Origin of the sequence: Pseudomonas sp. HMSC066A08, assembly GCF_001813025.1 — a bacterium.
Lineage (GTDB): Bacteria > Pseudomonadota > Gammaproteobacteria > Pseudomonadales > Pseudomonadaceae > Pseudomonas > Pseudomonas aeruginosa.
Genome location: NZ_KV811348.1, coordinates 449,959 through 461,702 on the forward strand (window position 1 = coordinate 449,959; position 11,744 = coordinate 461,702).

Annotated in this window: 11 protein-coding genes; 8 read left to right on the plus strand and 3 right to left on the minus strand. The window is 66.2% G+C overall.

Annotated features, from left to right (window positions below):
* The first annotated feature begins 165 nt into the window (after positions 1–165).
* From HMPREF2886_RS25870 to HMPREF2886_RS25895, 6 genes are all read left to right on the plus strand, one after another.
* Positions 166–1,257 carry an ABC transporter ATP-binding protein gene (locus HMPREF2886_RS25870; RefSeq protein WP_083318617.1) on the plus strand — a complete coding sequence of 364 codons (1,092 nt, stop codon included), beginning with the start codon at positions 166–168 and terminating at the stop codon, positions 1,255–1,257.
* Positions 1,258–1,261: 4 nt separating this feature from the next.
* On the plus strand, positions 1,262–2,155 hold the full coding sequence (locus tag HMPREF2886_RS25875) for an ABC transporter permease (RefSeq protein ID WP_003159504.1): 894 nt from the start codon (positions 1,262–1,264) through the stop codon (positions 2,153–2,155).
* Positions 2,148–2,918, plus strand: a complete 771-nt coding sequence (locus HMPREF2886_RS25880) for an ABC transporter permease (RefSeq protein ID WP_033971786.1) — start codon at positions 2,148–2,150, stop codon at positions 2,916–2,918. Before HMPREF2886_RS25875 ends, HMPREF2886_RS25880 begins: the two co-directional genes overlap by 8 nt.
* A gap of 88 nt (positions 2,919–3,006) precedes the next feature.
* Positions 3,007–4,071 (plus strand): polyamine ABC transporter substrate-binding protein, encoded by a 1,065-nt coding sequence (locus HMPREF2886_RS25885; protein WP_033975651.1) that lies wholly within the window; start codon positions 3,007–3,009, stop codon positions 4,069–4,071.
* Positions 4,072–4,245: 174 nt separating this feature from the next.
* Positions 4,246–4,656 carry a quorum-sensing-regulated virulence factor family protein gene (locus tag HMPREF2886_RS25890; RefSeq protein ID WP_003092248.1) on the plus strand — a complete coding sequence of 137 codons (411 nt, stop codon included), beginning with the start codon at positions 4,246–4,248 and terminating at the stop codon, positions 4,654–4,656.
* Positions 4,657–4,674: 18 nt separating this feature from the next.
* Complete coding sequence (locus HMPREF2886_RS25895; RefSeq protein ID WP_003092249.1) at positions 4,675–4,896, plus strand: DUF3820 family protein; 222 nt, start codon at positions 4,675–4,677, stop codon at positions 4,894–4,896.
* Between the two features lie 119 nt (positions 4,897–5,015).
* Here HMPREF2886_RS25895 and HMPREF2886_RS25900 read toward each other — a convergent pair whose 3' ends face one another.
* Positions 5,016–7,421, minus strand: coding sequence for a phosphoketolase family protein (locus tag HMPREF2886_RS25900; protein WP_003113876.1), 2,406 nt, complete (start codon positions 7,419–7,421; stop codon positions 5,016–5,018).
* A 179-nt stretch (positions 7,422–7,600) separates the two neighbouring features.
* Here HMPREF2886_RS25900 and HMPREF2886_RS25905 point away from each other — a divergent pair, with 179 nt between their 5' ends.
* Both HMPREF2886_RS25905 and HMPREF2886_RS25910 read left to right on the plus strand, forming a co-directional pair.
* A complete protein-coding gene (locus HMPREF2886_RS25905) occupies positions 7,601–9,004 on the plus strand; it encodes an MBL fold metallo-hydrolase RNA specificity domain-containing protein (RefSeq protein ID WP_033973084.1) in 1,404 nt (467 codons plus the stop codon).
* Between the two features lie 82 nt (positions 9,005–9,086).
* Complete coding sequence (locus HMPREF2886_RS25910) at positions 9,087–10,157, plus strand: LOG family protein (RefSeq protein WP_070748653.1); 1,071 nt, start codon at positions 9,087–9,089, stop codon at positions 10,155–10,157.
* 21 nt (positions 10,158–10,178) lie between these two features.
* On the opposite strand, the gene recX is transcribed toward HMPREF2886_RS25910, so the two are convergent.
* Positions 10,179–10,640 (minus strand): recombination regulator RecX, encoded by a 462-nt coding sequence (recX, locus tag HMPREF2886_RS25915; RefSeq protein ID WP_033973083.1) that lies wholly within the window; start codon positions 10,638–10,640, stop codon positions 10,179–10,181.
* A gap of 5 nt (positions 10,641–10,645) precedes the next feature.
* Positions 10,646–11,686: a recombinase RecA gene (recA, locus tag HMPREF2886_RS25920; RefSeq protein WP_003092260.1), complete on the minus strand. Its 1,041-nt coding sequence runs from the start codon at positions 11,684–11,686 to the stop codon at positions 10,646–10,648.
* Between the last annotated feature and the right edge of the window lie 58 nt (positions 11,687–11,744).

The window sequence follows — 11,744 nt, forward strand, 5'->3', positions numbered from 1 at the left end:
CGCGTGGCTCCTGCTTTGTCGGACAACTTCCGAGGCCGTGAAAAAAAATTCTTCACAGGGGCCTCAGACGTCTAGTTAGAGCGGGATGCGATCCCTATAATCCGCCCCCTTTTTCGACACCGGGCAGCCGGCTCCGCCCGCTGACCTTACTGCCTCTCCAGACGAGTGACGCCCCCCTTGCTCGAGATCCGCAACGTGACCCGCCGCTTCGGCGACTTCACCGCCGTCGACAATGTCAGCCTGACGATCAACACCGGCGAATTCTTCACCCTCCTCGGCCCTTCCGGGTGCGGCAAGACCACCCTCCTGCGCATGCTCGCCGGCTTCGACCAGCCGGACAGCGGCGAGATCCGCCTCAACGGCCAGGACCTCGCCGGCGTCGAGCCGGAGAAGCGCCCGGTGCATACGGTGTTCCAGAGCTACGCGCTGTTCCCGCACATGAGCGTGGCGCAGAACATCGCCTTCCCGCTGAAGATGGCCGGAGTGGCGAAGAGCGAGATCGACGCCCGCGTCGAACAGGCCCTGAAGGACGTACGCCTGGCGGACAAGGGCGGGCGCATGCCGACACAGCTTTCCGGCGGCCAGCGCCAGCGCGTGGCGATCGCCCGCGCGCTGGTCAACCGGCCGCGCCTGCTGCTGCTCGACGAACCGCTGTCGGCGCTGGACGCCAAGCTGCGCGAAGAAATGCAGATCGAACTGATCAACCTGCAGAAGGACGTCGGCATCACCTTCGTCTATGTCACCCACGATCAGGGCGAAGCCCTGGCGCTGTCGCACCGCATCGCGGTGATGAACCAGGGCCGGGTGGAGCAACTGGACGCCCCGGAAACCATCTACAGCTTCCCGCGCAGTCGTTTCGTCGCCGACTTCATCGGCCAGTGCAACCTGCTCGACGCCACGGTCGAGGCGGTCGACGACGAACGCGTGCGCATCGGTCTCCGGGGCCTGGGCGAGGTCCAGGCGCTGAAATCCTTCGACGCCCAGCCCGGCGAGGCCTGCGTGCTGACCCTGCGGCCGGAGAAGATCCGCCTGGCGCAGAGCGTCACCGCCGACAGCGACGAGGTGCACTTCCGCGGTCGCGTCGCCGAACTGCTCTACCTAGGCGACGTGACCCTGTACATCGTCGAGCTGGAGAACGGCGAGCGCCTGGAAACCCTGCTGCCCAACGCCACGCCCGGCCGAGCCAAGTTCTTCGAGGTGGGCGACGCGGTGGAAGCCGCCTGGCGCTTCGATGCCGGCCATCTGGTCAGGGTCTGACACGATGAGAAAGAACCTCGGCAAGTGGCTGCTGGTCTGGCCGCCGCAAGCGTATCTGCTGTTCTTCTTCCTGGTTCCGGCGTTGATCATGCTGTTCGCCTCGTTCCGCTTTCCCGGCGACTACGGCGGCCTGGCGCCCTGGATGTACAGCGAGGACGGGCAGACCGTCTACGACCTCAGCGTGGAGAACTACACCCGGCTCACCGAGAGCTGGGTGTACCTGCAACTGTTCGTCAAATCCTTCGGCTACGCCCTGGTCACCACCCTGGCCTGCCTGTTGCTCGCCTACCCGGTGGCGACCACCCTCGCCAGGGCCCCGGCGAAGTGGCGCAACCTGCTGATCCTGCTGGTGATCCTGCCGTTCTGGAGCAACCTGCTGGTGCGCGTCTACGCCTGGATGATCATCCTCTCGCCGTCCGGTGCCCTGACCCGCGGGATCAACGCCACGCTGGACCTGTTCGGCGCGCAGCCGATCAGCCTGATGTTCACCCCGTTCGCGGTGATCCTGTGCATGGTCTACGTGCACCTGCCGTTCATGATCCTGCCGCTCTACGCCAACCTGGAAAAACACGACCCGGCCCTGCTGGACGCCGCCCAGGACCTCGGCGCCGGTCGTTGGCAACGCTTCTGGCGGGTGACCTTCCCGCTCTCGCTGCCGGGCGTGGCCGCCGGCGCGGCACTGGTATTCATCCCGGTGCTGGGAATGTTCGCCATCCCCGACCTGGTCGGCGGTACCGACGGCATCATGATCGGCAACCTGATCAAGAGCCAGTTCCTCGACTCCCGCGACTGGCCGTTCGGCAGCGCGCTGTCGATCGCCCTGACCGGCTGCATCCTGCTGCTGGTCGCCCTCGGCATGGGTGCCGCGCGCGCCCGCAAGGGAGGCGCCCATGCGTAGGCCCTACCTGCTCTGGAGCGCCACCGCGCTGGTGTACCTGTTCCTCTACGTACCGCTGGTGATCGTGGTGCTGTACTCCTTCAACGACTCGCGGCTGAACGCCGAGTGGGTCGGCTTCACCCTGGACTGGTACCGCAAGCTGTTCGGCAATCGCGACATGCTCCAGGCCGCCGCCAACTCGCTGGTCATCGCGCTGGTTTCGGCCAGCGTGGCGACCCTGCTCGGTACCCTCGCCGGGGTCGCCCTGCATCGCTTCAAGCTGCGCATGCTGCCCCTGCTGGTGCTGACCCCGATCGCCATTCCGGAACTCCTGATGGGGGTCTCGCTGGTGATCTTCTTCATCGGCCTGAACATGAGCCTGGGCATGCTCTCGGTGACCCTCGCGCACATCACCTTCTCGGTCGGCTTCGTCGCCCTGGTGGTGCAGGCGCGCATGTCGGGCATGGACGAAAGCCTCACCGAGGCGGCCCGCGACCTCGGTGCCACGCCCTGGCAGAGCTTCCGCCTGGTGACCCTGCCGCTGATCATGCCGGGCATCGTCGCCGGCGCGCTGATGGCCTTCACCCTGTCCATCGACGACTTCGTGATCACCTTCTTCACCGCCGGCGGCGGCTTCGCCACCCTGCCGACGCAGATCTACACCATGATCAAGATCGCCGTGACGCCCGAAGTGAACGCCGTCTCCACCCTGCTGATGCTGCTCACCCTGGTGCTGATCTTGATCGCCTCGAAACTCTCCCCCAGCGCCATCAAGGGCCATTGATCCGCCGAAACCCGCGGGCCTCCCGGAGAGGCCCGCGGCCTCGCCCTGCTCCGGTTTCCGGAGCCCTGCCACCCCGTAACAAGGAACCATGATGAAAAAGCTGTTGCTCGTCGCAACCCTCATGGCAGGAGCCGCCCAGGCCACCGCCGCCGAGAAGCTGTATCTGTTCAACTGGAACGACTACATCGCCGAGGACACGGTGAAACGCTTCGAGCAGCAATGTGGCTGCGAGCTGGTGCAGGAGTTCTATTCCGGCACCGAGGAGATGATGGCCAAGCTGGCCGCCGGGGCCAGCGGCTACGACGTGATCATCCCGACCCAGAACGCGGTCGAGGCGCTGATCCGCAAGGGCGACCTGCTGGAGCTGGACAAGAGCCGCCTGGCGAACCTGAGCAACGAGGCCGCGGGCTACCTGGACAAGGATTTCGACAAGGGCAACCGCTATTCCCTGCCCTACGCCTTCACCACCACCCTGGTCGGCTACAACAAGACCGAGCTGGACAAGCTGGGCATCGACCCCGCCGACTGGTCGGTGATCTTCGACCCGGCGGTCCTGGAGAAGATCAAGGGCAGGGTCACGGTGATGGACGACCCGCAGGAACTGTTCGGCGCCGCCCTGAAGTACCTCGGCCACTCCGCCAACGACACCGACCCGCAGCACTGGAAGGAAGCCCAGGCGCTGATCCTCGCCGCCAAGCCGTACTGGGCCGCGTTCAACTCCTCGAGCTATATCAAGGAACTGACCCTGGGCAACATCTGGGTCGCCCATGGCTACTCCAGCGACATGTACCAGGCCAGGGCCGACGCGGAGGCTGCCGGCCGCGCCTTCAAGGTCGACTTCGCCCTGCCCCGCCAAGGTGCGGTGCTGGCCATCGACAACATGGTGATCCACAAAGGCTCGAAGAACCCTGACCTGGCCTACCGCTTCATCGACTTCATGCTCGACGGTCGGAACGCTTCCGAACTGACCAACCAGATCGGTACCGGCACGCCCAACGCCGCCGCCCTGCCCTTCATCAAGCCGGAAATCAAGACGCTCGCCGCCCTGTTCCCGGACGCCGCCACCCAGGCCAGGCTGGAGCCGCTGAAGGACCTGAACTCGCGCCAGCGTCGCGCCCTGAACAAGCTCTGGACCGAGATCAAGCTGCGCTGATCCGCACCGCTATCGACGAAAGGGCGACCCTCGGTCGCCCTTTTGCGTTTCCGTGCCCCGCACCGAACGCGGTAACATGGCGCCCATTCGTCACCGTCCGTCCCGGGAAAGGGCCGACGGAAACAATTCGCCCCTCCATCGGTCGAATCCGCTTATTGCCCCAGGAGATCTTCGATGTCGCGCTTCATGGCCCTTGCCCTTTGTTTCGTCCTGCCCACCGCCGCCCATGCCGCCTCGCTCAAGGATTTCGAACTGAGCAAGATGCTGGAGAAAGTGGCCAAGGAAAGCAGCGTAGGCACTCCCCGCGCCATCAACGAAGACATCCTCGACCAGGGCTACACCGTCGAAGGCAACCAGTTGATCAATCACCTCAGCGTTCGCGCCAGCCACGCCGAGCGCATGCGCTCCAATCCGGATAGCGTGCGCAGCCAACTCGGCGATAGCGTGTGCAGCAATACCGGCTATCGCCAGTTGCTCGCCCGCGGCGCGATCCTCACCTACAGCTTCACCGAGTACAAGACCAACCAGCCGGTCGCCACCGAACGCTTCGATGCCGGCAGCTGCCGCATCCAGGGCAAGAAGTAAGCGCGCCGCGCGGTCGCCATGCTGGACAAGCAGCATCTGCTGAAGATCGCCAGGACGCCGATGCCGTTCGGCAAGTACCAGGGGCGGATGCTGGTCGACCTGCCGGAGGAGTATCTGCTATGGTTCTACAAGAAAGGGTTCCCGCCCGGTGAACTCGGGCGGCTGATGCAGTTGACCCTGGAACTGAAGATCGACGGGCTGGACGGGCTGCTCAAGCCGCTTCGTCCCCCCGCTCCGTAGGCGATAACGCCGCAGAGGTTATCCGCCGATACCCTGCCCACCCCTGCCTTCGCCAGGCCCCCCCCCGTTCGGCAGGGCGAATAACGCCACAAGCGTTATCCGCCGATACGCAGCCGAACTCAGCGCAACAACGCCGGATCGCCCTTGCCAGCCACCGCCGCCGCTTCCTCCGGGGTCAGCAGCGCGGTGCGCGGCACCTCCATCAAGCGGGCGCAAGCCGCCAACACGTTGCCCCAGCAGGCGCGGTTGGCGAACTGCATGCCCGCCTCGTCGAGGGTGCCGCCGCGGTTGCGATAGCCGAGTACCGAGGTGCGCCGGGCATCCGGCAGGATCGGCCAAAGATGCCCGCGCGCCACTTCCGCACGCATATGGGTGAGCAGCACGCGGCGCTCATGGCTATCCGGGAACAGTCGTTCCACCAGCGCCTCGTCGGCCACCGCCTCGACCTCCCAGCGATCGCGCGGCGCGCGGAAGCGTCCCGGCTCCTGCAGGTAGACCAGCCGGTAGGCCTGCCCGGCCTCGGCCAGGCGCTGCGCGGCGCGGCGCATCTGTTCGAGCTGGTAGCTGCCGTTGGCGATCAGCAGCAGCGGGTCGGAGCCGCAGCGCTCCTCGACCAGGATGGCGCCGTCGCGGGCCAGGCGCTCGGCCTGGACGGCGTCGAACACCATCGGCCGGTCGCGCTTGGGGATCACCAGGCAGGCCAGTTGCCCCCGGCTGCGGTAGATCGTCGGCAGCAGCGCCAGGGCGCTGTTGTGGTCGGCCGGAAAGAGCACCCGGACCATGTCGCTCATCTCGCCAAGCAGGGCCTCGCAGAAGGTGGTGTCCTGGTGCGACTGCTGGTTCTTGCCGTTCTCCCAGGTATGCGAAGTAGCGACCAGCGGCCAGCCCAGCCAGCCGGCCGGGCGCCCAACCTCCTTCTGTTGGCGGGCGAAAATCAGGGTCTGACGCACCGCGCCGAGCATCTTCACGCAGAACGCCTCGTAGCTGGCAACCAGGTTGAGTCCGCCCTGGTTGGCCAGGCAGGCGGACACCACCGCCTCCTCGTTGAGCGCGGTGATGACCCGACCGCTCACCGACTCCAGTTCGCTCTCCGGCTCGCTGACCCGATGCTTGAGCGCCTTGAGCACGCCGCCGAGGCGGTTGCTGGCCAATTCGTCGGGATTGCCGACACGGGCGCGCAGGTCGGGGTTGGCCTCCACCAGCTCGGTATAGAAGCGGTCCAGCGCGGCCATCGGCGAGCAGGCGTCGTCGCGATAGCGCAGCGGCGGGATGATCGGTTCGATGGGATGGCGCAGGGCCAGCGGGTTGTCCCGTTCGAGGGGACGCTCACCGCGCTGCTCGGCGAACAGCCGGCGGGCCAATTCGAGAGCCTCAGGCTCGACCCAGAGTTCGTTTGCATGCTGGTTGAACAGTTGCCGGGCCTGTTCGTCGTTATGCGGATTGCCCGGCAGCGGCAGGTTGTGCGCGGCGTTGCTGCCGGCGCCATAGAAACCGAAGCCCTTGACCGTCTCGGCGATGCCGTAGGGAATCGGCAGCGGGTAGCGGAGGATGCCGCTGTTCTTCTCCTGCACGCGCCGCTCCAGGCGCTGCTCCATCTCCCAGAGCGTACAGACGAAGGCGGCCGGGTCGCGCCCATCGAAGCTGATCGGATCGAAGCCGCAGCGGCGCAGATGCAGCTTGAAACCCTCCAGCCCCTCGTGGGTGCCCAGTTCGGTGCGCTGCTCGATGCGCCGACCATTGGCGATCATCACCGGCAGCGCCGCCCCGCAATCCTCGGCTCGCCACCAACGCGGAATCCAGTCGCTGCCGCGCTGTTCCTCGGCGGCACCATCGGAGAGGAACGCCACCAGGGTCTCGCCGGGCAGCGGCATGTGTGCATACTGCAATTCGGCGAAGCCGAGGTAGCCGCCCTCGGCGATACCGCCGGCGGTATGCGGATTCACGTGGCTGCCCAGTGGCGCCGCCGGTGCGCCGTTGGGGGCCTGGGCGTAGCCGTAGAAGTCCTGCAGCAAGCGGTTCAGCCCTTCCTCGCCGTCGGCATAGGCGCGCTCCTGCTCCGGGTGCAGGTTGCCGGTGAGGACGTTCAGCGCGTCGATGGCGGCCACGCAATGGCCCTGGCCCATCAGCCAGGCGCGAGTCTTGCCGGTCAGGACGTTGAGTGCCAGATAGCCGGCGTAGGCCGGGACCATGTTCAGGGCTCCGCCGGTGTGGCCCTCGGGCTGTGTCTTGAAATCCTCGGCCTGCAACGGCTGGCCGTCCAGGCGGATGCGCCGGGCGTAGGTCATGTGCACGACGATGCGCAGGGCGCTGGCGGTCAGCCGGTCGAGGGCGCGGAACAGCTGGTAGACGCTGGCCAGGTCCGGTTGCAGCCCGGCTTGGACCAATTGATGAGCGGTGCGGAACACGGCGGCGCGGGTCTCTGCGCTATGCTGGAGCGGACCATGGCCTTGCAGCCACGCGGCAAACGCCGGCTCGGCCGCCGCATGGGCAAGCAACTCGTCCTGACTGGGCAGAATCTGACTCATGGTGGGTAGCCTCCCTAGTGGTGCCTTGCAGTCTAGGCAGCACACGGCAAAGGGCGCTGACCTGCATCAAGCTCCCCGCCCCCGATTCGTTCACCCTGGCCCTGTACGAAGGTTCCATGGCATTCCACGATCCCCGAAAGGTATCGGGGCGTCGACAGAGCTCTGACGGAGGAGGCTCGATGGCATCACTGACGTTTCTAGGCGCCGCCCAGGAGGTCACTGGCTCCTGTTATCTGCTGGAAACCCTCGAGGGCGTGAAGGTCCTGCTCGAATGCGGCATGCGCCAGGGGCGCCGCGAAGCCGACAACGGCAACCGCGCGCCCTTCCCCTTCGATCCCGCGAGCATCGACGCGGTGGTCATCTCCCACGCCCACCTGGACCACAGCGGCCTGCTACCGCGCCTGGCGGCCGAGGGCTTCAAGGGCCCGATCTTCGCCACCGAGGCCACCTGCGAACTGCTGGAACTCATGCTGCTGGACTCCGCGCACATCCAGGAAAAGGACGCCGAGTGGGAGAACCGCTGGCGCAACCGGATCGGCAAGCCGAGCATCAAGCCGCTGTATACCCAGGCCGACACCGAACGCGCGCTCAAGCTGCGCCGGCCGATCAGCCTCGGCAGCACCGTGGCGGTCGCTCGTGGCGTGCGGGTGACCTTTCACAACGCCGGGCACATCCTCGGCTCGTCGATCGTCGAAGTGCAATTCCACGACCAGGTTCAACCGCGCCGCCTGGTGTTTTCCGGCGACCTCGGCAACACCTGCTCGCCGTTGATGCGCGCGCCCTCGCCGCTGAGCCGGGCCGACGTGGTGATGCTCGAGTCCACCTACGGCGATCGCGATCACCGCGACAGCAACGACACCCTGGAGGAACTGGCGGCGATTCTCGACCAGGCGCATCGCGACGGCGGCAACGTGCTGATCCCGTCGTTCGCCGTCGGTCGCACCCAGGACCTGCTCTACTACCTCGGCCGCTTCTACCAGGAGGGCCGCCTGCCGCAACAGGCGGTATTCCTCGACAGCCCGATGGCCGCCCGCGCCAACGGCATCTACCTGCGCCACAGCAACGAGTTCGACGACCGCGACCGCGAGTACATTCGCGGCACCGGCACCACCCGCCTGGAGGAATGGCTGCCGGTGCTGCGCGTCACCCGCAGCGCCGACGAGTCGATGGCGATCAACCGGATCAAGAGCGGCGCGATCATCATCGCCGGCAGCGGCATGTGCACCGGCGGCCGTATCGTCCATCACTTCAAGCACAACCTCTGGCGTCCGGAATGCCATGTGGTATTCCCCGGCTTCCAGGCGCGCGGCACCCTGGGCCGCAACATCGTCGACGGCGCCAGCGCGGTTCGCGTGTTCCACCAGCGCATCGCGGTCAAGGCGCAGATCCATACCCTCGGCGGCTTCTCCGCCCACGCCGGGCAATCGCAGCTGCTCGACTGGGTCGGTCACTTCGCCCACCGTCCAGCGCTATACCTGATACATGGCGAGCGGGAAAAGATGGAAGCGCTGCAGGGCGCGATCCGCGAGCGTCTCGACTGGGATGCCGAGATACCGGAGCCCGGCGAACGCATCGAGATCTGAGCCGCCGTCCGCAACTGTCACGCAGTCCGTGGCAGTATGCGGATGACCGCCTGTACAGGGTGGTTGTAGAAGGAGTATGCGAATGCCCTACGAAGCCGATGACTATCTTTCCCGGCACTTCCAGACCAGCGGCACCGACCTGGCGCGGAAGGTCGACGAACTGGCGGCCCTTGCGGCTCCCGGCGACAGCCCCAATCTCGCGCTCTACCGCGAGATGCTCTTCACCGTGACGCGCATGGCCCAGGCCGACCGCAACCGCTGGGACGCCAAGATCATGCTGCAGACCCTGCGCGAGATGGAGCATGCCTTCAGCGTCCTCGAGCAGTTCAAGCGGCGACGCAAGGTCACGGTGTTCGGCTCGGCGCGCACGCCGGCCGAACATCCGGTCTATGCCCTGGCGCGCAAGCTGGGCGAGGAACTGGCCCGCTACGACCTGATGGTGATCACCGGCGCCGGCGGCGGCATCATGGCCGCCGCCCACGAAGGCGCCGGGCTGGAGAACAGCCTGGGCTTCAATATCACCCTGCCCTTCGAACAGCACGCCAACCATACGGTGGACGGCAGCGGCAACCTGCTGTCGTTCCACTTCTTCTTCCTGCGCAAGCTGTTCTTCGTCAAGGAAGCCGACGCCCTGGTGCTCTGCCCCGGCGGCTTCGGCACCCTCGACGAGGCACTGGAAGTGCTGACCCTGGTGCAGACCGGCAAGAGCCCGCTGGTGCCGATCGTGCTGCTCGACCAGCCGGGCGGCCGCTACTGGGAACACGCCCTGGAGTTCATGCAGGAACAGTTGCTGGAGAACCACTATATCCTGCCGGCCGACATGCGCCTGATGCGCCTGGTGCATTCGGCCGAAGACGCGGTGAAGGAAATCGCCCAGTTCTACCGCAACTTCCACTCCAGCCGCTGGCTGAAAGGCACTTTCGTGATTCGCCTGAACCACGCCCTGAACGAAGCCGCTCTGGCGCACCTGCACGAACACTTCGCCAGCCTCTGCCTGAGCGGCGGCTTCCAGCAGCAGGCCTACAGCGAGCAGGAACAGGACGAACCGGAGTTCCGCAACCTGACCCGCCTCGCCTTCGTGTTCAACGGGCGCGACCAGGGGCGTCTGCGGGAATTGCTGGACTACATCAACCTGCCGGAAAACTGGGACTGAAGCTGCCGCTCCGGCACGCGCTCAATCGTCGCTGCGGCCGTTCAACAGGCGGCTGATCGACTCCATGGAGTAACCCCGGTACGCCAGGAAGCGGCCCTGCTGGGCCTTTTCCCTGGCGTCCTGCGGCAGGCGGGCGAACTTGCGTCGCCAGACCTCGCGCAATTGCGCGCTCCAGTCGACCTCGCAGGCATCCAGCGCCCTTTCGATATCGGCGCGCGGCAGGCCGCGTTGCGCCAGTTCCTCACGGATGCGCAACGGCCCATGGCCGCCGCGGGCGCGACTGGCGATGAAGCTTTCGAGATAGCGGGATTCGTCGAGCAGACCTTCCTCGGCCAGGCGGTCGAGGGCGGGATCGATCAACTCGGCAGACGCGCCACGCTGGCGCAACTTGCGGGAAAGTTCGGCACGCCCGTGCTCACGGCGCGCCAACAGATCCATGGCCGCCCGCCGCACGGCGACGGGCGTATCGAGCACGGTCGCCATTGGCCTCAATCGGCTTCGGCGTCAGCCACTTCTTCGGCGTCGGCTTTCACCGGGCCGCTCTTGGCCAGCAGCTGGTCGCGAATGGTCTTCTCCAGCACCGAACCGATTTCCGGATTGTCTTCCAGGTACTTGGCGGCATTCGCCTTGCCCTGGCCGATCTTGCTGCCCTGGTAGCTGTACCAGGCGCCGGACTTCTCGACCAGGCCCAGTTGCACGCCCAGGTCGATGATCTCGCCGGTACGGTAGATGCCCTTGCCGTAGAGGATCTGGAACTCGGCCTGGCGGAACGGCGGGGAAACCTTGTTCTTCACCACCTTGACGCGGGTTTCGCTACCCACCACCTCGTCGCCTTCCTTCACCGCGCCGGTACGACGGATGTCCAGGCGAACCGAGGCGTAGAACTTCAGTGCGTTACCGCCGGTGGTGGTTTCCGGGTTGCCGAACATGACGCCGATCTTCATGCGGATCTGGTTGATGAAGATGACCAGGCAGTTGGCGTTCTTGATGTTGCCGGTGATCTTGCGCAGCGCCTGGGACATCAGGCGTGCCTGCAGGCCGACGTGGGCGTCGCCCATCTCGCCTTCGATCTCGGCCTTGGGTACCAGCGCGGCCACGGAGTCGACGATGATCACGTCGACCGCGTTGGAGCGCACCAGCATGTCGGTGATTTCCAGGGCCTGCTCGCCGGTGTCCGGCTGGGAGACCAGCAGGTCGTCGACGTTGACGCCCAGCTTGCCGGCATAGTCGGGATCGAGCGCGTGCTCGGCGTCGACGAAGGCACAGGTGGCGCCCTGTTTCTGGGCCTCGGCGATCACCGAGAGGGTCAGGGTGGTCTTGCCGGAGGATTCCGGACCGTAGATCTCGACGATCCGGCCCTTGGGCAGGCCGCCGATGCCGAGGGCGATGTCCAGGCCCAGGGAGCCGGTGGAGATGGCCGGGATCGCCTGGCGCTCATGGTCGCCCATGCGCATGACCGCGCCCTTGCCGAATTGGCGTTCGATCTGTCCCAGGGCCGCGGCCAGGGCGCGCTTCTTGTTCTCGTCCATTGAAGTCCTCGCGAAGTCAGGGCGGCCGGACGGCCACGAACAACTGTATAAGTAGACA

Bases quoted from the DNA above. Each gene is read 5' to 3' on its own strand.
- HMPREF2886_RS25875 (WP_003159504.1), top strand. From the start codon at position 1,262: ATGAGAAAGAACCTCGGCAAGTGGCTGCTGGTCTGGCCGCCGCAAGCG.
- HMPREF2886_RS25880 (WP_033971786.1), top strand. From the start codon at position 2,148: ATGCGTAGGCCCTACCTGCTCTGGAGCGCCACCGCGCTGGTGTACCTG.
- HMPREF2886_RS25885 (WP_033975651.1), top strand. From the start codon at position 3,007: ATGATGAAAAAGCTGTTGCTCGTCGCAACCCTCATGGCAGGAGCCGCC.
- HMPREF2886_RS25890 (WP_003092248.1), top strand. From the start codon at position 4,246: ATGTCGCGCTTCATGGCCCTTGCCCTTTGTTTCGTCCTGCCCACCGCC.
- HMPREF2886_RS25895 (WP_003092249.1), top strand. From the start codon at position 4,675: ATGCTGGACAAGCAGCATCTGCTGAAGATCGCCAGGACGCCGATGCCG.
- HMPREF2886_RS25900 (WP_003113876.1), bottom strand. From the start codon at position 7,421: ATGAGTCAGATTCTGCCCAGTCAGGACGAGTTGCTTGCCCATGCGGCG.
- HMPREF2886_RS25905 (WP_033973084.1), top strand. From the start codon at position 7,601: ATGGCATCACTGACGTTTCTAGGCGCCGCCCAGGAGGTCACTGGCTCC.
- HMPREF2886_RS25910 (WP_070748653.1), top strand. From the start codon at position 9,087: ATGCCCTACGAAGCCGATGACTATCTTTCCCGGCACTTCCAGACCAGC.
- recX (WP_033973083.1), bottom strand. From the start codon at position 10,640: ATGGCGACCGTGCTCGATACGCCCGTCGCCGTGCGGCGGGCGGCCATG.
- recA (WP_003092260.1), bottom strand. From the start codon at position 11,686: ATGGACGAGAACAAGAAGCGCGCCCTGGCCGCGGCCCTGGGACAGATC.